This window comes from Coprococcus sp. AF51-11b1 (assembly GCF_027682785.1).
Lineage (GTDB): Bacteria > Bacillota > Clostridia > Lachnospirales > Lachnospiraceae > Allocoprococcus > Allocoprococcus comes.
Genome location: NZ_JAQCZB010000007.1, coordinates 108,269 through 128,500 on the forward strand (window position 1 = coordinate 108,269; position 20,232 = coordinate 128,500).

Annotated in this window: 21 protein-coding genes and 1 other annotated feature; all 21 genes read left to right on the top strand. The window is 43.4% G+C overall.

Translation table 11 applies throughout. The features are described 5' to 3' along the window. The first annotated feature begins 32 nt into the window (after positions 1–32). The 21 genes from PGY05_RS08525 to PGY05_RS08625 all read left to right on the top strand — a co-directional run bounded on the left by PGY05_RS08525 (position 33) and on the right by PGY05_RS08625 (position 20,070). Complete coding sequence (locus PGY05_RS08525; protein ID WP_008372894.1) at positions 33–224, top strand: PspC domain-containing protein; 192 nt, start codon at positions 33–35, stop codon at positions 222–224. A 142-nt stretch (positions 225–366) separates the two neighbouring features. Further along, positions 367–579, top strand: coding sequence for a small, acid-soluble spore protein, alpha/beta type (locus PGY05_RS08530; RefSeq protein WP_022220993.1), 213 nt, complete (start codon positions 367–369; stop codon positions 577–579). Positions 580–691: 112 nt separating this feature from the next. Further along, a complete protein-coding gene (locus PGY05_RS08535; protein WP_022220992.1) occupies positions 692–1,372 on the top strand; it encodes a WecB/TagA/CpsF family glycosyltransferase in 681 nt (226 codons plus the stop codon). Positions 1,373–1,600: 228 nt separating this feature from the next. Continuing rightward, positions 1,601–2,689 (top strand): PucR family transcriptional regulator, encoded by a 1,089-nt coding sequence (locus tag PGY05_RS08540; protein WP_055156356.1) that lies wholly within the window; start codon positions 1,601–1,603, stop codon positions 2,687–2,689. 34 nt (positions 2,690–2,723) lie between these two features. After that, entirely contained in the window at positions 2,724–3,410 is a 687-nt protein-coding gene (gene ftsE, locus PGY05_RS08545) for a cell division ATP-binding protein FtsE (protein ID WP_008372900.1), read from the top strand. Next, positions 3,400–4,308, top strand: coding sequence for a permease-like cell division protein FtsX (gene ftsX / locus PGY05_RS08550; protein WP_270475680.1), 909 nt, complete (start codon positions 3,400–3,402; stop codon positions 4,306–4,308). Before ftsE ends, ftsX begins: the two co-directional genes overlap by 11 nt. Positions 4,309–4,334: 26 nt before the next feature. Continuing rightward, on the top strand, positions 4,335–5,516 hold the full coding sequence (locus PGY05_RS08555; RefSeq protein ID WP_270475681.1) for a murein hydrolase activator EnvC family protein: 1,182 nt from the start codon (positions 4,335–4,337) through the stop codon (positions 5,514–5,516). A 29-nt stretch (positions 5,517–5,545) separates the two neighbouring features. Further along, positions 5,546–6,754, top strand: coding sequence for a S41 family peptidase (locus PGY05_RS08560; RefSeq protein WP_442872497.1), 1,209 nt, complete (start codon positions 5,546–5,548; stop codon positions 6,752–6,754). A gap of 146 nt (positions 6,755–6,900) precedes the next feature. Then, positions 6,901–7,827 carry an orotidine-5'-phosphate decarboxylase gene (gene pyrF, locus PGY05_RS08565; RefSeq protein WP_008372910.1) on the top strand — a complete coding sequence of 309 codons (927 nt, stop codon included), beginning with the start codon at positions 6,901–6,903 and terminating at the stop codon, positions 7,825–7,827. A 71-nt stretch (positions 7,828–7,898) separates the two neighbouring features. After that, positions 7,899–8,684: a dihydroorotate dehydrogenase electron transfer subunit gene (locus PGY05_RS08570; protein WP_022220989.1), complete on the top strand. Its 786-nt coding sequence runs from the start codon at positions 7,899–7,901 to the stop codon at positions 8,682–8,684. Next, a complete protein-coding gene (locus PGY05_RS08575) occupies positions 8,684–9,586 on the top strand; it encodes a dihydroorotate dehydrogenase (RefSeq protein WP_008372915.1) in 903 nt (300 codons plus the stop codon). The genes PGY05_RS08570 and PGY05_RS08575 overlap by 1 nt, the downstream gene beginning before the upstream one ends. 30 nt (positions 9,587–9,616) lie before the next feature. Continuing rightward, the gene (gene pyrE, locus PGY05_RS08580; protein WP_055249006.1) at positions 9,617–10,297 is read left to right on the top strand and encodes an orotate phosphoribosyltransferase; all 681 of its coding nucleotides are present in this window, start codon (positions 9,617–9,619) and stop codon (positions 10,295–10,297) included. Between the two features lie 12 nt (positions 10,298–10,309). Next, complete coding sequence (locus PGY05_RS08585) at positions 10,310–10,462, top strand: hypothetical protein (RefSeq protein WP_008372918.1); 153 nt, start codon at positions 10,310–10,312, stop codon at positions 10,460–10,462. 15 nt (positions 10,463–10,477) lie between these two features. Next, on the top strand, positions 10,478–10,942 hold the full coding sequence (locus PGY05_RS08590; protein ID WP_008372920.1) for a VanZ family protein: 465 nt from the start codon (positions 10,478–10,480) through the stop codon (positions 10,940–10,942). Continuing rightward, entirely contained in the window at positions 10,923–11,285 is a 363-nt protein-coding gene (locus PGY05_RS08595) for a DUF6142 family protein (RefSeq protein WP_055156367.1), read from the top strand. Before PGY05_RS08590 ends, PGY05_RS08595 begins: the two co-directional genes overlap by 20 nt. Continuing rightward, positions 11,286–13,322 carry an aminopeptidase gene (locus PGY05_RS08600; RefSeq protein WP_055249004.1) on the top strand — a complete coding sequence of 679 codons (2,037 nt, stop codon included), beginning with the start codon at positions 11,286–11,288 and terminating at the stop codon, positions 13,320–13,322. Between the two features lie 153 nt (positions 13,323–13,475). Beyond that, the gene (gene purE, locus PGY05_RS08605; protein WP_008372927.1) at positions 13,476–13,988 is read left to right on the top strand and encodes a 5-(carboxyamino)imidazole ribonucleotide mutase; all 513 of its coding nucleotides are present in this window, start codon (positions 13,476–13,478) and stop codon (positions 13,986–13,988) included. A 43-nt stretch (positions 13,989–14,031) separates the two neighbouring features. After that, positions 14,032–15,057: a phosphoribosylformylglycinamidine cyclo-ligase gene (gene purM / locus PGY05_RS08610; protein WP_270475701.1), complete on the top strand. Its 1,026-nt coding sequence runs from the start codon at positions 14,032–14,034 to the stop codon at positions 15,055–15,057. Continuing rightward, the gene (purN, locus tag PGY05_RS08615; RefSeq protein WP_008372931.1) at positions 15,051–15,677 is read left to right on the top strand and encodes a phosphoribosylglycinamide formyltransferase; all 627 of its coding nucleotides are present in this window, start codon (positions 15,051–15,053) and stop codon (positions 15,675–15,677) included. Before purM ends, purN begins: the two co-directional genes overlap by 7 nt. 16 nt (positions 15,678–15,693) lie before the next feature. Continuing rightward, a complete protein-coding gene (purD, locus tag PGY05_RS08620) occupies positions 15,694–16,965 on the top strand; it encodes a phosphoribosylamine--glycine ligase (RefSeq protein ID WP_022220987.1) in 1,272 nt (423 codons plus the stop codon). 144 nt (positions 16,966–17,109) lie between these two features. Further along, positions 17,110–17,341, top strand: a binding site (T-box leader). Positions 17,342–17,415: 74 nt separating this feature from the next. Beyond that, on the top strand, positions 17,416–20,070 hold the full coding sequence (locus PGY05_RS08625) for a valine--tRNA ligase (RefSeq protein WP_055156372.1): 2,655 nt from the start codon (positions 17,416–17,418) through the stop codon (positions 20,068–20,070). Positions 20,071–20,232 lie beyond the last annotated feature (162 nt).

Below are 20,232 nucleotides of genomic sequence, written 5' to 3' on the forward strand. Positions count from 1 at the left end.
AAAAATAGGAGAAACTTTTAGGAGGAATTTTTATGGAACAGAAAAGATTATACAGATCCGTAACAAACCGTAAGATCTGCGGTGTATGTGGAGGTCTTGGAGAATATTTTAATATCGATCCTACATTGATCCGGCTTGGAGGTGTTTTGCTGGCTTGCGTAAGCTGTGGGACTGCCGTGGTTGCCTATTTTGTTGCAGCAGTTATCATTCCGGATCCAGAATAAAAAATAAGAGAGCTTTGCCGATAAAGAAAAGGCAGAAGGAGAAGAAGTCGGAAGTAATGTTTCCGGCTTCTTTTATAATAACCAGGTATAAATGTATAAAATCCGTAATTGGGGAAACACTCTGAAAAAGGAGTTGAAAGGTATGAAAAGCACAAAGACAAAGAAAATCAGACGCGAAGATATCCCCAATCTGGAAACAAGTGAGCGGGTAAAATACGAGATTGCGGAGGAGCTTGGACTTCTCGATAAGGTTCTGGAAGATGGCTGGAAGAGTCTGTCATCAAAAGAAACCGGGCGGATCGGAGGAATCATTTCAAAAAAATCCAGGAAGAATGAGACTGGGAATTTACAATAATATTACAAATTTTAAAAAATGTGAATATTTTGCAACGTTTGTTGAAAAAGCACTGTATGTTTGATATAATCGCTTGACCGCAAAAACCGAGAAAATGGAACGGGTGAGGCAAATGAATGAAAAAATGAACGTACTGGACGTACAGCTTGATAACTGTACGGCAAAAGATGCGATGAAGATCATTGCAGAATATATGCAGACAGAAGAACTTAACACAGTAGATATTGTTACGGTGGATACCCTGATGAGAGCGACACAGCTTGACGGTATGAAGGAAGAGCTGGAGAAACTGGATCTTCTGCTTCCGGGAGATATGGCGATTCTTGAAGCTGCAAAGATCACAGATAGAAAGCGGATCCAGGAGATGGAGGATCAGACGATGCTGAAGATGGTATTCCATTATTTTCATAAGAACCGCTGTAAGATATTTATACTGGCAGGATCTGAGGAAGAAGGAGACAGACTGCAGGGCTATCTGCATGAGGCATACAGTGGGATTCAGGTTGTCGGTATGAAAGCAGTACCGGCAGACGAAAGTGAGGATGACAGGATCACCAATCTGGTCAACGGCGGAGAAGTAGACTGTGTGATTGCCAGCATGGATTTCCCTTGGCAGGAACAGTTTGTTTACCGGTGCAAAGAGCAGCTGAATACCAGAATGTGGTTTGGAACAGGACATAGTATTGCTTCCTTTGCAAATGGTGAGAACTGGGCAGATCACCTGAAAAATTTTATCGGTAAAAGGATTTTAAAACGGGAGATCAAAAAAGAGCAAAAAAGAAAAGAAGTATAATTGAAGCGACAAAAGACTGAAAATAATAAAAAAAATCAAAAAATCTTTTTTGATAGAATAAATTTTATAATAAACTCAATTGAGGAAATGCATAAAAAAATGTGATTTCCTCTTTATTTTTTTGGTAATATGTATTAAAGTATTATATGTATATGGCTAAGTCCACAGTTGCGGGGGATGAAGATTGTACAAAGTGTATAGAACCACGGAGGATGGAGGAGAGAGAATATGATATCAAATCAGATACTGCAGAATACGATTGAAGGGTTGAAATCAATTACAAGGATTGATCTTGGAGTGATGGATACAGATGGAAAGACTTTGGCGACAACATTTCCGGAGCCTGGAGATTATGAGAATGCCGTTCTTTCGTTTGTAGAATCTCCGGCAGAAAGTCAGGTGATTCAGGGGTATCAGTTTTTCAAAATTTATGATGAACACCAGCTGGAGTACATTCTGATCGCCAATGGCGGCAGTGAAGATGTTTATATGGTTGGCAAGATTGCAGCCTTCCAGATCCAGAATCTTCTGGTAGCATATAAGGAGCGTTTTGACAAGGATAATTTCATCAAAAACCTTCTTCTTGACAACCTTCTTCTGGTGGATATTTATAATCGCGCCAAAAAATTACATATTGACACAGAGGTAAAACGTGATATCTTTATAGTTGAGACTTCTCGGGAAAGAGATGTCAGTGCGCTTGACAGTCTCCGTTCTGTTCTGGGTGGAAAGGGCAAGGACTTTATTACAGCTGTTGATGAGAAGAACATCATCGTAGTAAAAGAATTAGGTCCTGGCGATGGATATCCGGAGATGGACAAGACTGCACATGAGATTCTTGATCTTCTGAAAGCAGAAGGAGAAGAGAATGTCCGTATCGCATATGGTACGATCGTCAATGACATCAAAGAAGTATCCAAGTCTTACAAAGAAGCGAAGCTTGCGCTCGATGTAGGAAAGATCTTCTTCGACGAGAAGGAAGTTATTGCATATAGTGCGCTTGGAATCGGACGACTGATCTATCAGCTTCCAATTCCGCTCTGCAAGATGTTTATCCGCGAAATTTTTGAGGGGAAATCTCCGGACGAATTTGATGAAGAGACGCTCACGACCATCAATAAGTTCTTTGAGAACAGCCTGAATGTTTCCGAGACATCAAGACAGCTGTATATTCACAGAAATACACTGGTGTACCGTCTTGACAAACTGCAGAAGAGCACAGGACTGGATCTGCGCGTATTTGAGGACGCAATCACATTTAAGATCGCGCTGATGGTAGTCAAATATATGAAATACATGGAAACACTGGAGTATTAAGTTATATCGGAGTATGGATAATTAGGAGGAGCATATGATAGAACTTAAAGAAGTTACCAAGGAATACTCGAAGGGTATTGCTGCACTCAATGGTATCAACCTTCGGATCGAACAGGGAGAGTTCGTATTCGTAGTTGGAGACAGCGGTTCCGGAAAGTCTACGTTGATACGTCTTCTGATGAAGGAGATCGAACCAACGTCAGGTACGATTATTGTCAACGGTCAGAATCTGAATCGTATGAAACATCGCCAGATTCCGCAGTACAGAAGAGGAATCGGCGTTGTATTCCAGGATTTCAGACTTCTGAAAGACCGCAATATTTATGAGAATATTGCATTTGCACAGCGGGTTACAGAAAAATCAACCCGTGTCATCAAAAAGAAAGTGCCGGCGGCTCTGTCACTTGTCGGACTGGCACAGAAGTACAAAGCGTTCCCGAAGGAATTGTCCGGTGGGGAACAGCAGAGAGTTGCAATTGCCAGAGCTGTTGTAAATGAGCCTGCTATTTTGCTGGCTGATGAGCCGACAGGAAACCTGGATCCAACCAACTCATGGGAGATCATGAAACTTCTTGAAGAAGCGAACGAGAGAGGAACTACAGTTCTGGTAGTTACTCACAACCAGGAAATTGTAAACGAGATGAAAAAGCGCGTTATTACGATGAAGAAGGGTGTCATTGTCAGCGACGAACAAGAAGGTGGGTATAAGCATGAGGATTAGTACAGTTGGATACTCCGTGAAACAGGGAGTTAAGAATATTGGAAGAAATAAGATGTTTTCACTGGCATCTGTTGCAACTATGGCTGCATGTATCTTTGTGTTCGGACTGTTTTTCTCAATTATTATGAACTTTCAGTATATTGTACACAAAGCAGAAGAAGGTGTGGCAATCACTGTATTTTTTAATGATGATGCAACGCAGGAGCAGATTGATAATATTGGCGCACAGCTTAAAAAGCAGGATGGTGTAAAAGATATCAAGTATGTGTCTGCGGACGAAGCATGGGATACATTTAAAGATCAGTATTTTGGCGAATCAAGTGACCTTGCAGAAGGATTTAAAAATGATAACCCTCTGGCAGGATCTGACAACTATGAAGTATATATGACAGATGTGGCTTCACAGAAGAAGCTGGTTTCCTTTGCGGAAAGCCTTGACGGGGTTCGCAAGGTTAACAAATCAGATACCGTAGCCAATACACTGAACAGTGTGAACAAGCTGGTATGGTATGTATCGGTTGTTATCATTGCGATTCTTCTGGCAGTATCCATTTTCCTGATCAGCAATACGGTCACAATGGGTATTACTGTCCGAAGGGAAGAGATTGCAATTATGAAATATATCGGTGCGAAGGATGGTTTTGTACGGGCACCGTTCATCATTGAAGGTATCCTGATCGGTCTTGTCGGTGCGGCGATTCCGCTTGGTATCCTTTATGTACTTTATAATAAAGCAATTACTTATATTCTTACAAAATTCAGCCTGCTGAATAATATTCTGGATTTCCTTCCGGTGGGGCAGGTATACAAGACACTGCTTCCGGTCGGACTTTTACTGGGAATCGGAATTGGTTTTGTGGGAAGTTTCTTTACGATTAGAAAGCACTTAAGAGTCTAGTCGCATAATATTTAAGGGAGACGAATATGATAAGAGGGAAAAAGATACTTGGGGCGTTACTGGCGTTTACACTTTGCTTCGGTATGGTAATTCCGGCACAGGCTGATGATATTTCGGATGCGAAAAAGAAGCAGCAGGAGCTGGAACAGCAGAAGAATACGGCTGAGGCGGAGAAGTCGGAACTTTCTTCTGAACTGGATTCCATTGTATCAAAAATGGAGAAGACACAGTCAGATCTGACTGCAAAAGAGACGGAGATCAATGATGCAGAGACAGAGCTGGTAACTGCGAAAGCCAACGAAGATGACCAGTACCAGACGATGAAGCTACGTATCAAGTATATGTATGAGAACGGGAGCAATGAATTCCTGGAGATCCTGATGGAAGCTAACAGTATTGCAGATCTGCTGAACAAAGCAGAATACATCAACAAGATTTCCAAATGTGACCGTGAACTTCTTGTAGAATACGAAGATACAAGAAAAGATGTTGAGAACAGAGAAAATGCACTTAAAAAAGAGTATGCAGAGCTGGAAAGCCTGCAGGATGAACTTGCGGGAGAACAGGCAAATGTAGAAAAGCTTCTTGCTGATAAGAACATTCAGATCGATAACCTGACATCTGAGATCAGTAGTAATGCTGACAAACTGAAGCAGCTGATTGCAGAAGCAGAGGCGGCAGAAGCCCGCAGAAAAGAAGCAGAAGCAACGGCAGCCGCTCAGGCTGCACAGGCAGCGGCGGCAGCTCAGGCATCAGCTTCGTCAGGCACAAGCAGTTCAGGCGGCTCAGGCAATACAAGCAGCAATGCAAGTGCATCGGGAACCGGATCACTTACACATCCGGTACCGGGAGCAGCGATTACCAGTGGCTTTGGCGGACGTGTGGCACCGACTGCAGGTGCAACAACCGGTCATGACGGAATCGATTATGGTGCAGGATACGGAGCAGCAGTTTATGCGGCTGATTCCGGTACCGTTATTACCGCACAGTACAACAGTGCACGTGGAAATTACATCGTAATCAATCACGGTAATGGAATGCAGACATGGTATCAGCATCTGAGTTCGATGAATGTTAGCGTGGGACAGACGGTGGCAAGAGGTCAGGTGATCGGAAATGTCGGTACGACCGGAATTTCCACAGGACCACATCTTCACTTTGAAGTTCATGTAGGTGGTGTACCGGTCAATCCACTGAACTATCTGTAAGATAATACATAACAGGTATGAAAGAGTAAATGATGGAAAATAATAAAAAGAATTTTTGGAAGGGGGCGCTTGCAGGCGCCCTCGCCATGTTTATGGTAGGTGCTGCGGCACTTGGAATTATGAATGTCGCAGGTGTAGACCTTGGAACCAGTCAGGAAAAGGTTGTAAATGCGCAGGAAGAGAAAAAACTGAATAAACTGAAAAAGCTGATTGATGAAAATTATCTTTATACAGATGATTTGAAAAAAGAAGATCTGGAGAATGGACTTTACAGTGGATACATTAATGCACTGGGAGATCCATATTCCGTATACTATGATGAAGAACAGACTAAATCCCTGCAGGAATCAACTTCGGGAGAGTATTCGGGAATCGGAGTTGTTTTTTCACAGAATCAGGAAACTAAGGTGATCACTGCAGTTCAGGTTTATGAGAACAGCCCGGCGAATGAAGCAGGTATCCAGGTAAATGATATTCTGTATAAGGTTGGAGATAAGGACGTAAGTGGAACGGATCTTTCCGATGTTGTACAGCTGATCCGCGGTGTAGAGAATACGACTGTTGATATCACAGTCCTGCGTGGGGATGATGCGAAGGAAGTGACAATGACGGTTACCCGGAGAAAAATCCAGGTGGAGACAGTCAAGTCTGAAATGAAGGATGACCAGATCGGTTATATCCGGGTTACGGAATTTGACAGTGTGACCTATGACCAGTTCAAGAGTGCACTCGGCAGTCTGGAGGACCAGGGGATGAAAGGACTTGTGGTTGATCTTCGGGCGAATCCGGGAGGCAATCTTGCGACAGTCACACAGATGCTGGATTTGTTACTGCCAAAAGGTACGATCGTGTCAACAAAAGACAAGAGTGGTCACGAAGAGGTGATCTCATCGGATGATGAACACCAGTTTACGAAGCCGATGTCGGTTGTTGTTGACGGCAACAGTGCAAGTGCTTCCGAGATTTTTGCCGGAGCGATCCAGGACTACGGACTTGGATCGATCGTCGGAACAACAACTTACGGAAAAGGAATCGTTCAGCAGATTTTTGATCTTGGAGACGGAACCTGTGTGAAGCTGACAATGGCTGAGTACTATACTCCGAATGGAAGAAATATTCACAAAAAAGGAATTACGCCGGACGTAGAAGTTGAATATCAGCAGGATGAGAATAATCCGAATGCAGATAATCAGCTTGATGCAGCATTGGAACAGGTGAGAAATAAAATCAATCAATAACAGAAATCCGGAGGGAATGCCGAAAACGGCATTCCCTTTTAGTTTTTAATATGATATCATAAGTAAAGAATATTTTTTTTCAGGTAACAAAAGGACAATACTTTCTGTTACAGCAAAAATATAAATAGAAAACTGGAGGGAATAAGATGATTAACAAATTAGTCGCTAACATTAAAAAAACAGGAGCACCTATCGTTGTCGGACTGGATCCGATGCTTTCCTATGTACCAGAGCAGGTACAGAAAAAGGCATTTGCAGAGTATGGCGAGACTTTGGAAGGAGCAGCAGAAGCTATCTGGCAGTTCAACAAAGAGATCGTGGATAAGACTTATGATCTGATCCCGGCAGTTAAACCGCAGATCGCTATGTACGAACAGTTCGGAATTCCGGGACTTCAGGCATTTAAGAAGACGGTAGACTACTGTAAAGAAAAAGGACTTGTTGTTATCGGAGATATCAAGAGAGGTGATATCGGTTCTACTTCAGCAGCATATGCTGTTGGACATCTTGGAAGAGTTCAGGTAGGAAGCAAATCCTATGTACCGTTCGATGAAGATTTCGCTACTGTGAATCCGTATCTTGGATCTGACGGAGTAAAGCCATTTATCGAAGTATGTAAAGAAGAGAAGAAAGGTCTTTTTATCCTTGTTAAGACATCCAATCCATCCAGTGGAGAATTCCAGGATCGGCTGATCGATGGCCGTCCGCTTTACGAACTGGTCGGAGAAAAGGTTGCCGAGTGGGGAGCAGACTGCATGGGTGATGATTATAGCTACATCGGAGCAGTTGTGGGAGCTACTTATCCGGAGATGGGAAAAGTCCTTCGTAAAGTAATGCCGAAATCCTACATTCTGGTTCCAGGATACGGTGCACAAGGTGGAAAAGGAAAAGATCTGGTTCATTTCTTCAATGAAGATGGACTTGGAGCAATCGTAAACTCATCCAGAGGAATCATTGCAGCATATAAACAGGAAGCTTATGCAAAATACGGTGCAGAGAACTTTGGAGATGCATCCCGTGCAGCAGTAGAAGCCATGGTAGCAGATATCAAAGGCGCGCTTGAGAACAGATAAGAGAAAAGAATGAGCCGGTGTGACAGAAGCTTCTGACATACCGGCAAATCCGGATTATAGGAGAATAGAAGATGACTACAAAGAAAAAAGAACAGGCAAAGGTTGTATCGCAGGAGCAGCTTGCAGATGGAATCTTCAGTATGTGGATCCAGACAGAAGCAGCAGGGAGTGCAAGACCGGGGCAGTTTATTTCCATGTATACCAATGATGGAAGCAAGCTTCTTCCACGCCCGATCAGTATCTGTGAGATCGATAAAGAAGGTGGAAAACTTCGTGTGGTTTACCGTGTAACAGGGGAAAAAACCGGAACAGAAGAATTTTCACAGATGAAGGCAGGAGATACCATTCCGGTGATCGGACCACTTGGTAATGGATTCCCATTTGAAAAGGCCGAAGGAAAGAAGGTATTTCTGATGGGAGGAGGAATCGGTGTGCCGCCGATCCTGGAGCTTGCAAAACAGATGGAATGTGAGAAAAAGCAGATTGTGGTTGGATACCGTGATGCACATACTTTCCTGAAAGAAGAATTTGAACAGGCAGGAGAGCTTTATATTTCAACCGAAGATGGCAGTGTCGGAACAAAAGGAAATGTCATGGATGCAATCCGTGAGAATGCGCTGGAAGCAGATATGATCTATGCCTGTGGACCAACTCCGATGCTCCGTGCGATCAAACAGTATGCAGAAACAAACGGAATCGAATGCTATATTTCTCTGGAAGAGAGAATGGCATGTGGAATCGGTGCATGTCTTGCGTGCGTGTGCAAGTCAAAGGAAAAGGATGCGCACAGCAATGTGCACAACAAACGTATCTGTAAAGACGGACCGGTATTTCTTTCTACGGAGGTGGAAATCTAATGGATATGCGTGTAAATATTGCCGGAGTAGAATGGAAGAATCCGGTAACAGTGGCATCAGGAACCTTCGGATCAGGAGAAGAGTTTTCTGAATTTGTAGATCTGAACAAGCTTGGAGCTGTGACAACAAAAGGTGTGGCAAATGTACCGTGGCCGGGCAATCCGACTCCGCGTGTAGCCGAGGTTTACGGCGGAATGATGAACGCCATAGGACTTCAGAATCCGGGAATCGATCTGTTCTGTAAAAGAGATATTCCGTATCTGAAAAACTATGATACCAAGATCATTGTGAATGTCTGCGGACATGCACCGGAAGAGTATCTTGAAGTGGTAGAACGCCTTGCGGATGAACCGATCGATATGATGGAAATCAACATTTCCTGCCCGAATGTCAATGCAGGATTCCTTGCTTTCGGACAGGATGCAAAGCATGTAGAAGAGCTGACCGGACAGATCAAGAAGATCGCAAAGCAGCCGATCATCATGAAGTTGACACCGAATGTAACCGATATTACTGAGATAGCAAAAGCGGCAGAAGCAGGCGGTGCGGACGCAGTTTCCCTGATCAATACACTGACCGGTATGAAGATTGATATCAATCGTAAGACATTTGCGGTGGCAAATAAGACCGGAGGTGTATCAGGACCGATCGTCAAACCGATCGCTGTCCGCATGGTATATCAGGTAGCACAGGCAGTGAACATCCCAATCATTGGGATGGGCGGTATTTCCTGCGCAGAAGATGCGATCGAGTTCCTTCTTGCAGGAGCAAGTGCCGTATCCGTAGGAACAGCCAACTTTCACAATCCGGCAGTGACGATGGAAGTGATCGATGGAATTGAAGCCTACATGAAGAAGAATGGCTTTGAGTCTGTGAAAGATATGGTTGGAATTGTAAAATAAAGAACAGATAAGAGATGGAGGATAAATAAAATGGAAAGCTACAAACAGGAATTTATTGATTTTATGGTAGAAAGCCACGTTCTTAAATTTGGAGAATTTACACTGAAAAGCGGAAGAAAGTCCCCTTTCTTCATGAATGCAGGAGCTTATGTGACAGGATCACAGCTCAAAAGACTCGGTGAATATTACGCAAAAGCAATCCATGACAAATACGGGGATGATTTTGATGTATTATTCGGACCTGCTTACAAAGGAATCCCGCTTGGAGTTGTAACCGCGATCGCTTACAGTGAATTATACGGAAAAGAGATCCGTTACTGCTCAGACCGTAAAGAAGAAAAAGATCACGGAGCAGATAAGGGAAGCTTCCTCGGAAGCAAGCTTCAGGACGGAGACCGCGTGGTTATGATCGAAGATGTTACCACATCCGGCAAATCCATGGAAGAGACTGTACCGAAGGTAAGAGGAGCCGCTGATGTAACAATTGTTGGACTGATGGTATCCCTTGACCGTATGGAAGTAGGAAAAGGCGGTGTGAAATGCGCACTCGATGAAGTAAAGGATCTTTACGGATTTGAAACTAATGCAATCGTAACCATGAAGGATGTAGTAGAGCATCTGTACAACAAACCATGCAATGGTGAAATTGTTATCGATGACAACATCAAGGCTGCAATCGACGCATACTATGAGCAGTATGGTGCAAAATAAGGAGGAGTTACAGTGACAGAAAAGACATATAAGGTGATGGGACTTGCCGGCGGTGCCAATATTGCGATCGGAATTATTTCTATTGTTGTTGGTGTGACAACCGGGATCATTTTGCTTGTCAGCGGTGGAAAGCTGCTTGGTGCGAAAAAGGGACTGACATTTTAGGAAGGGCGCTTTAAGTTGAAAGCAAAGAACAGAAAAAGACTTCGGGTTCTTGGGAAGATTTTATTTGTCCTGTATATTGGATTTTTATTTTACTTTCTGATTTTTTCTGACTGGTATGGACGGGAAGGAACCGGGGAATATCATTATAACCTGGTTCTTTTCTGTGAAATAAAAAGATTTTGGCTGTATCGAGATGTTTTAGGATGGGTATCTTATGCAAATCTGTTCGGAAATGTCCTGATTTTCATACCATTTGGATTTTTTATGCCGATGGCAAGCCGGTATCGCAGCTTTTTTCTTACCCTTTTCTACAGTTTTGGAGTGAGCTTCTTTGTGGAGTGCTTTCAGCTGGTAACAAGAGTGGGGAGTTTTGATGTGGATGATATGCTGCTCAACACCCTTGGCGGTGTGATCGGGTATATCGTCTTCGCGATTTGTAATATGATAAGGAGATGGCACGATGCGAAGCAGGAGAGATAAAAAAAGAGCACGCGAAAGAGATCGAAATAAAAGAAGCCGGAAGTATGGTCAGATAAAAAGAAAGCATTCCCGCAAGGGAATCTGGTCCTGTGTGATGGCAGTACTTGTTACGGCAGTGATAGCGGGATTGATTGTAATGGCATTTATGAATAAAGGGAAATCAGCAGCAATGGTAGGAAGCTTTGGGGTTTTTGATATGATTCTTGCCTGCATCGGTATTGTAACGGGTGTAAAAGGATTTAAAGAAAGAGATAAAAATTATCTGACCTGCAAGATCGGAATTGTTGTAAACGGATTTATTTTACTTGCCCTGATCTTAGTATTTATAAGAGGATGTGTATAAATGGAAGAAAGATATAATCTGGCAATTGACAGAATAAAAGCAATAATAGAAGAAAAAACAGTAGCAGAGCCATATCGGGAGTATTTCCAGCATGTGGCTCGGTTTATTTTAAAGCTTGATGAGCTGAAACAGAATGTGGAAAGCGGAAAGCAGAAAGAGATGTCAGAAGAAGAGCTGCAGGAAGAGATGAAGGATCTTTATGCAGACGAACTGGAAGCAAACTATGAGAAATCTTATGCAAATCCGGCTTATGCGGTTTTGGTGCTGGGAGGAGAACTGGGAAGCTTTTTGTCTGCGGTTTACACCGAGATTCGCGGAAGCATTTCTTATGTTCAGGAACAGCGTATGGAGTATGTTGTGATCGGAGCAGAGCTTTTGATTGAAATCTACAACAAATTTGAAGAAGAAAAGCAGCCGCAGCCGGAAAGCCTGAAGGAAATCTTTTACTGGTATGCAAGTGATTACTGTGATGTATTTGCGGCAGACCGCATCAAAGACCAGATCGATCCGGAAAGAGGATGCTTCATTGTGAATATGATCATGAATGAAGATCTTTCCGATCTGCGTTATCTCTACCGTATGGGAGAATATGTGGGGGTAAATGAAAGAGAGACAGCCGCATATTTAAATTCACTTTCACAGGAGAAGATTGATAAGATGGCAGATACCTTCAGTGAAGGATACAGGATTGGTTTTGTAAATACCGGAAAAGACCTGTCAAAAAAATCTGTAGTCAACATTTACTATGCAATGGGATTTGAACGGATCGTAAAAAAAGCCATTGAGAATTTTGCCAAAATGGGATTAAAGCCGAGTATTTTCCGAACAAGTCACAGCGTGATCACAAGAGGACGCAACAGCCAGATCGGATTTTTCAATATTTCCGGCAACAAGCAGTATGTCTATGACCACAGAGATGATATCGGGCTTGTGATGGATAAACAGTATGTAGAGCGAAAGCTGGAAGTGATGCGTACCACTTACGAGCAGAATAAAGAGATTGCAGCAGGCTATGCAGGACCGGCAGTGATCGACATTTTCGGAGAAAAGACTTTTGTTCCGCAGGCTAAACCAGAGGCAGTTAAATTAAGCGAAAAGCAGGAAGAACTTCTGGTTGCGATGAATGGAAGAGCCGGACGTCTGACCAATGAATATCTTCCGGGAGATGAGAGAAGCTTTACGATCATTTCCTGGCCGGTTCCGGAAATCGGAGAGCAGTATCATGAGATCTTTGATGAAACGATCAAGATCAATACTCTGGATTACAAGCTTTACCAGAAGGTGCAGCAGACAATGATCGATGCACTGGATAAAGGAGAGTATGTAAAAGTAACAGGCTCAGGCGAAAACCAGACGGATCTGAAAGTGATGCTTCATCCGCTTGCCGATCCGGCAAAAGAGACGATCTTTGAAAACTGTGTTGCCGATGTCAATATCCCGGTAGGTGAGGTGTTCACTTCCCCGGTACTGGAAGGAACAGAAGGTACCCTTTTTGTGAGCAAGGTATTTCTTCACGGACTTCCGTATTACAATCTGAAGATCAGTTTTAAAGAAGGAAAGATCACAGAGTATACCTGCACCAATTTTGATTCAGAAGAAGAAAATAAAAAATATATTTTCGATAACATTCTGCACAATCATCAGACACTTCCGATCGGCGAGTTTGCGATCGGAACCAATACCACAGCTTATGCGGTTGCGAAGAAATATGATATTGCAGATAAATATACGATTCTGATCGCTGAAAAGACGGGACCGCATTTTGCAGTAGGGGATACCTGCTACAGCTGGGCAGAGGATGTAAAGGTTTACAATCCGGATGGAAAAGAGATTATTGCAAGAGACAACAGCATATCGATCTTGAGAAAAGAGGATCCGTCGAAAGCATATTTCCAGTGCCATACCGATATCACCATCCCTTATGATGAGCTGGGAAGCATTGTTGTAGTGGCGAAAGACGGAACAGAGACAGAAATTATCCGTGATGGACGGTTTGTTCTTCCGGGAACAGAGATCCTCAATGAACCTCTGAATTAGTATTAGTTATGGATTTTCAATAATACCAATAAGTAAAATTAAATAATGGTCAGATAAGTAACGGTTGACATACCGCAACAGACTTAGTAAAATAACTTATAAGTGGTTAGCTATTTATTAAAATACTTATAGATAAAAGAAAAGGAGATCATTATGCCAAAAGTTGGAATCGTAATGGGCAGCGACTCAGATATGAAAGTAATGGGAAAAGCTGCCGACATGCTGGAAAAGTTTGGAATCGATTATGAGATGACGATCATCTCGGCACACCGTGAGCCTGATGTATTTTATGAATATGCGAAGTCTGCAGAAGCAAAAGACTTCAAAGTAATTATTGCAGGTGCAGGTATGGCAGCACATCTTCCAGGAATGTGTGCAGCAATTTTCCCGATGCCGGTTATCGGAATCCCAATGTCAGGGAAGAATCTGGAGGGTGTCGACGCACTCTATTCAATCGTTCAGATGCCGCCTGGAATCCCGGTTGCCACAGTTGCGATCGATGGCGGAGCAAACGCAGCTATTCTGGCTGCAAAGATTCTTGCAACCTCAGATCCTGAGCTTCTTCAGAAATTGAAGGATTACACTGCAGAAATGAAAGAAACCGTCCAGAAAAAAGCAGAAAAGCTTGAAAAAATCGGACACAAAGAATATATCAAGCAGATGTAGGCATACAGATGTCAGTGAAAATACCAGGAGGATATAGAAAATGTTGGATTATAAGACAGCCGGCGTAGATATCGAGGCAGGATATAAATCAGTAGAACTTATGAAAAAGCATGTAAAAGAAACCATGAGACCGGAAGTGTTAGGAGGGCTTGGCGGTTTTGCAGGTGCATTTGATTTAAGTGGAATTAAGAATATGGAAGAACCAGTACTTCTTTCCGGAACAGATGGATGTGGAACAAAGGTGAAGCTTGCATTTGTAATGGACAAGCATGATACGATCGGTATTGATGCCGTTGCCATGTGTGTGAATGATATCGCATGCTCTGGTGGAGAACCGTTATTCTTCCTGGATTATATTGCCTGTGGCAAGAATTACCCGGAAAAGATCGCTACGATCGTAAGCGGTGTGGCAGAGGGCTGTAAGCAGTCAGGATGTGCACTTGTAGGTGGAGAGACAGCAGAACATCCGGGACTGATGCCGGAAAATGATTACGACCTTGCAGGTTTTGCAGTCGGAGTTGTAGATAAGAAAGACATTATCGACGGTTCTGATATTAAGCCAGGTGATGTACTTGTTGCAATGCCGTCTACAGGGGTTCACAGCAATGGATTTTCACTGGTTCGTAAGGTATTCGACATTACAGAAGAATCCTTAAATACATACTATGATGAATTAGGAAAGACACTTGGCGAAGCACTTCTTGCTCCGACCAGAATTTATGTAAAAGCACTGAAGAACGTAAAAAAAGCTGGTGTAAGAGTCAAAGGATGCAGCCATATCACAGGCGGTGGATTCTACGAAAATATTCCGAGAATGCTTCCGGAAGGAATCCGTGCAGTGGTAAAGAAGGACAGCTATGAAATCCCTGCAATCTTCAACCTGATCGCAAAGACTGGCAACATTGCAGAAGAGATGATGTACAATACCTTCAATATGGGTATCGGTATGGTTGTCGCTGTCGATGAAAAGGATGTAGATGCTACAATTAAGGCAATGAAAGAAGCTGGAGATGAAGCATTTGTGGTTGGTTATGTAGAAGCAGGAGAAAAAGGAGTTACTTTATGTTAAGAGTTGCTGTACTTGTATCCGGAGGCGGAACCAATCTGCAGGCAATCATTGATGCAGTGGAAAATGGCACGATCACCAATACAGAGCTGGTCGGTGTCATCAGCAATAATAAGAACGCATATGCACTCAAAAGAGCCGGGAATCATCAGATCCCGGCACAGTGCGTTTCGCCGAAGGATTTTGAGACAAGAGAAGAGTTTAACAAAGTTTTTCTTGAAAAGGTAGACGAACTGAAACCGGATCTGATCGTTCTGGCGGGATTTTTGGTTGTGATCCCGGAAGAAATGATCAGCAGATACCGGAATAAGATCATCAATATCCATCCATCTCTGATTCCGTCGTTCTGCGGAACGGGATATTATGGACTGAAGGTTCATGAGGCGGCACTTGCCAGAGGGGTAAAGGTGGTTGGAGCAACCGTACATTTTGTAGACGAAGGAACGGATACCGGTCCGATCATTCTCCAGAAGGCTGTTGAAGTAGAAGAAGGCGATACACCGGAGGTTCTGCAGAGACGAGTGATGGAGCAGGCGGAGTGGAAAATCCTTCCACATGCGATCGACCTGATCGCAAATGGAAAAGTAACAGTAAAAGATGGCAGAGTGTCAATTGCCCGTTAGAGAAGGAGGAGCACCAATGAAAGTATTGATCGTAGGCGGTGGCGGAAGAGAACACGCAATTGCATATTGTGTAGCAAAGAGCAGCAAGGTAGAGAAGATGTACTGTGCACCGGGAAATGCCGGGATTGCAGAGCTTGCAGAATGCGTACCGATTGGTGCGATGGAATTTGACAAGCTGGTTACATTTGCAAAGGAAAAAGAGATCGATCTGGCAATCGTAGGAATGGATGATCCGCTGGTTGGCGGCCTTATAGATGAATTTGAAAAAGCCGGGATCCGCGCATTCGGACCAAGAAAAAATGCAGCAATCCTGGAGGGAAGCAAGGCATTTTCAAAAGATCTGATGAAAAAATATGACATCCCGACCGCAGCATATGAGAACTTTGACAATGCAGACGAAGCGCTGGCTTATCTGGAGACAGCCAAATTTCCGATTGTTCTGAAGGCAGATGGTCTGGCACTTGGAAAAGGTGTACTGATCTGTAATACGTTGGAAGAAGCAAAAGCCGGCGTGAAAGAGATCATGCTGGACAAGAAATTCGGTGCATCCGGTAATACCATGGTTGTAGAAGAATTCATGACAGGACGTGAGGTTTCTGTTCTTTCCTTTGTAGATGGAAAGACCATCAAGACTATGACAAGCGCGCAGGATCACAAGAGAGCCAAAGACGGAGACCAGGGATTGAATACCGGTGGTATGGGAACTTTCTCACCGAGTCCTTTCTATACAAAAGAAGTTGACGAATTCTGCCGGAAATATGTGTACCAGAAGACGGTAGATGCAATGGCAGCAGAGGGAAGAGAGTTCAAGGGGATCATCTTCTTCGGACTGATGCTTACCGAAGACGGACCGAAGGTTCTGGAATACAATGCCAGATTCGGAGATCCTGAGGCACAGGTTGTTCTTCCGCGTATGAAGAATGATCTGATCGATGTGATCGAAGCCTGTATCGACGGAACACTGGATCAGGTAGATCTTCAGTTTGAAGACAATGCAGCAGTCTGTGTGGTACTTGCATCTGACGGTTATCCGGTCGCTTATGAAAAAGGACTTCCGATCACAGGCCTTGACGAGTTCAAGAAGCATGAAGGATACTATTGCTTCCATGCCGGAACCAAATTTGACGGAGATCAGATCGTGACAAACGGAGGACGTGTCCTCGGTGTGACAGCCAAAGGAGCAACGCTCAAAGAGGCCCGTGCCAATGCTTACAAAGCAACCGAATGGGTTAAATTTGATAACAAATATATGCGCCACGATATCGGAAAAGCGATTGACGAGGCTTAGGAATTTAGGGCGGGATCTTTCTTATTCAGAGGGATTTCGCCTTTTTTGAGTTAAGTGAAAAATTTAATCTTTAAGAAGTTCTAAAGATTTCATGAACTTCTTGACAAATCGGACTTTGAATACTATGATTATCAATAGTTATGGGAAAAGGCAATGAGAAAGAGGAGTATGCAGACTGGTCCGAAGAAGAGAGAACCGTTCATAGGCTGAGAGACGGTTTACGGGAAGTGGTTGCAGAAGGTAGCTTTGGAGCCGGGTATCTGAAAAAGGGCGAGTAGGATATCACGGGGTGGTTTCCGTTATAGAACTGTGAGAGATACGAGATGGATTTATTTCGTGGAACAAAGGTGGTACCGCGTTTATACACGCCCTTTACATATTGTAAAGGGCTTTTTTTATTCTTTATAGAGAGAGCAAAAGTGCGCGGTGGACTTATAAGAGGAGGAAACAATGAGTAAGAATCTTGAAAAGACCTACAATCCGAAAGAGATTGAAGCGAAACTTTATGAAAAATGGTGTGAAGAAAAGTATTTTCACGCTGAAGTTGACAGGAGTAAGAAACCATTTACAACGGTAATGCCGCCACCGAATATCACCGGTAAGCTGCATATGGGACATGCTCTTGATAATACACTTCAGGATATCCTGATCCGTTACAAGAGAATGCAGGGATATAATGCACTGTGGATCCCGGGAACAGACCACGCTGCAATTTCAACAGAAGTAAAGGTTACAAACCAGTTAAAGGCAGAGGGAATTGATAAGAAAGAACTCGGAAGAGAAGGATTCCTTAAGAGAACCTGGCAGTGGAAAGAAGAGTACGCAGGAACCATCGAAGGTCAGCTGAAAAAGCTTGGTGTATCCTGTGACTGGGACAGAGAACGTTTCACCATGGATGAAGGATGCTCGAATGCGGTCAAAGAAGTATTCCTTCGTCTTCACGAAAAAGGATTTATCTACAAAGGTTCCAGAATCATCAACTGGTGTCCGGTATGTAAGACTTCCCTTTCTGACGCAGAAGTTGAGCATGAGGAACAGGCAGGACATTTCTGGCACATCAAGTACCCGATCGTAGGAACAGAACGTTTCCTTGAGATCGCAACTACACGTCCGGAAACTCTGCTTGGAGATACAGCAATCGCCGTACACCCGGACGATGACAGGTACAAAGATATTGTAGGAAAGAATGTCATCCTTCCGTTAGTTGGAAGAGAAATCCCGATCGTGGCAGATGCTTACGTTGATAAAGAATTCGGAACAGGTGCGGTTAAGATCACACCGGCACATGACCCGAATGACTTTGAAGTAGGAAAGAGACATAATCTTCCGGAAATCAACATCCTGAATGATGATGCTACCATCGTAGAAGGATACGGAAGATATTCCGGAATGGATCGCTACGAAGCAAGAAAAGCAATCGTAGAAGATCTGGAAAAAGAAGGATACCTTGTAAGCATCGAAGAACATGTACACAACGTTGGAACACATGACAGATGTAAGACAACCGTTGAACCGATGATTAAACCACAGTGGTTTGTTAAGATGGATGAGCTTGCCAAACCGGCGATCAATGCGATCAAGACCGGCGAATTAAAATTCGTACCGGAACGTTTTGGTAAGATCTACCTGAACTGGCTGGAAAATATCCGTGACTGGTGTATTTCACGTCAGATCTGGTGGGGACACAGAATTCCGGCCTACTATTGTGATGAATGTGGAGAAGTGGTTGTTGCACGTGAGATGCCGGAAAAATGCCCGCATTGCGGATGCACACATCTGACACAGGATGAAGATACACTGGATACCTGGTTCAGTTCAGCACTGTGGCCGTTCTCAACACTTGGATGGCCGGAAGAGACAGAGGACTTCAAGTATTTCTATCCGACAGATGTACTGGTAACCGGTTATGATATTATTTTCTTCTGGGTAATCCGTATGGTATTCTCCGGATATGCACATACTGGAAAAGCACCGTTCCATACTGTTCTGATCCATGGACTGGTAAGGGATTCCCAGGGACGTAAGATGAGTAAATCTCTTGGAAATGGTATTGATCCACTGGAGGTCATTGATGAGTACGGTGCAGATGCACTTCGTCTGACTCTGATCACAGGAAATGCACCCGGAAATGATATGCGTTTCTACAACGAACGTGTAGAATCCAGCCGTAACTTTGCCAATAAGGTATGGAATGCATCCAGATTTATCATGATGAACATGGAAGATAAGGTAATTTCCAAACCGGATGAGGCAGACTTTGAAGTAACCGATAAATGGATTTTATCCAAGGTAAATACACTTGCAAAAGATGTAACTGAGAACATGGATAAATTTGAACTGGGTATTGCAGTACAGAAAGTATATGACTTTATCTGGGATGAATTCTGTGACTGGTACATCGAGCTTGTAAAATACAGGATCTACCATTCTGATGAAAATTATAAGAGCGCCAATGCAGCACTTTGGACACTGAAGACGGTTCTTGGTAATGCACTGAAGATGTTACATCCATTTATGCCATTTGTAACAGAAGAAATCTACAGCGCACTGGTACCGGAGGAAAAATCTCTGATGATGTCAGACTGGCCGCAGTTTAGCGAAGACTGGTGCTATGCAGACGCTGAAAATATAACAGATCATATGAAAGAAGTTATCCGTGGTGTCAGAAATGCGCGGGCAGAAATGAATGTACCGCCGAGCCGTAAAGCAAAGGTTTATGTAGTATGCGAAGATGAGAAGCTCTGTGAAGGATTCGAAGAGCTGACAACATGCGCATGCCCGCTTATGAGTGCTTCTGAACTTGCTGTCCAGGCTGATAAGGCAGGTATTGCGGATGATGCCGTATCGATCGTAGTACCGGATGCTTCTGTATATGTACCACTGGAAGAGCTGATTGACTTCGAACAGGAAATCGAGCGTCTGACAAAAGAAGAAGAAAAGCTTACAAAAGAAATCAACCGTGCAAAGGGAATGCTTTCAAATGAAAAATTCGTCAGCAAAGCACCACAGGCAAAGGTTGATGAAGAAAAAGCAAAGCTTGAAAAGTATACACAGATGATGGAACAGGTGAAAGAACGTCTGGAGGCTTTAAAGGCAGGAAGATAATCACTGCAGGAAAGTACTAAGGCATATTCTTTTTTAGCCGGATATACCGTCAGGCGTAGCATAAACTGCGCCTGACGGTACAGAAACACGTAAGGGGTTAAAAGACGATGAAGGAAATTCATTTTAAAAAGATTCAGTGGAAAAAACCGGATCTGAAAGGAA

Coding starts and splice junctions, on each gene's coding strand:
- PGY05_RS08570 (WP_022220989.1), top strand. CDS start 7,899: ATGACTACAAAGAAAAAAGAACAGGCAAAGGTTGTATCGCAGGAGCAG.
- pyrF (WP_008372910.1), top strand. CDS start 6,901: ATGATTAACAAATTAGTCGCTAACATTAAAAAAACAGGAGCACCTATC.
- ftsX (WP_270475680.1), top strand. CDS start 3,400: ATGAGGATTAGTACAGTTGGATACTCCGTGAAACAGGGAGTTAAGAAT.
- PGY05_RS08600 (WP_055249004.1), top strand. CDS start 11,286: ATGGAAGAAAGATATAATCTGGCAATTGACAGAATAAAAGCAATAATA.
- PGY05_RS08535 (WP_022220992.1), top strand. CDS start 692: ATGAATGAAAAAATGAACGTACTGGACGTACAGCTTGATAACTGTACG.
- PGY05_RS08525 (WP_008372894.1), top strand. CDS start 33: ATGGAACAGAAAAGATTATACAGATCCGTAACAAACCGTAAGATCTGC.
- PGY05_RS08555 (WP_270475681.1), top strand. CDS start 4,335: ATGATAAGAGGGAAAAAGATACTTGGGGCGTTACTGGCGTTTACACTT.
- PGY05_RS08530 (WP_022220993.1), top strand. CDS start 367: ATGAAAAGCACAAAGACAAAGAAAATCAGACGCGAAGATATCCCCAAT.
- PGY05_RS08595 (WP_055156367.1), top strand. CDS start 10,923: ATGCGAAGCAGGAGAGATAAAAAAAGAGCACGCGAAAGAGATCGAAAT.
- pyrE (WP_055249006.1), top strand. CDS start 9,617: ATGGAAAGCTACAAACAGGAATTTATTGATTTTATGGTAGAAAGCCAC.
- purD (WP_022220987.1), top strand. CDS start 15,694: ATGAAAGTATTGATCGTAGGCGGTGGCGGAAGAGAACACGCAATTGCA.
- ftsE (WP_008372900.1), top strand. CDS start 2,724: ATGATAGAACTTAAAGAAGTTACCAAGGAATACTCGAAGGGTATTGCT.
- PGY05_RS08540 (WP_055156356.1), top strand. CDS start 1,601: ATGATATCAAATCAGATACTGCAGAATACGATTGAAGGGTTGAAATCA.
- PGY05_RS08560 (WP_442872497.1), top strand. CDS start 5,546: ATGATGGAAAATAATAAAAAGAATTTTTGGAAGGGGGCGCTTGCAGGC.
- PGY05_RS08575 (WP_008372915.1), top strand. CDS start 8,684: ATGGATATGCGTGTAAATATTGCCGGAGTAGAATGGAAGAATCCGGTA.
- purE (WP_008372927.1), top strand. CDS start 13,476: ATGCCAAAAGTTGGAATCGTAATGGGCAGCGACTCAGATATGAAAGTA.
- PGY05_RS08625 (WP_055156372.1), top strand. CDS start 17,416: ATGAGTAAGAATCTTGAAAAGACCTACAATCCGAAAGAGATTGAAGCG.
- purN (WP_008372931.1), top strand. CDS start 15,051: ATGTTAAGAGTTGCTGTACTTGTATCCGGAGGCGGAACCAATCTGCAG.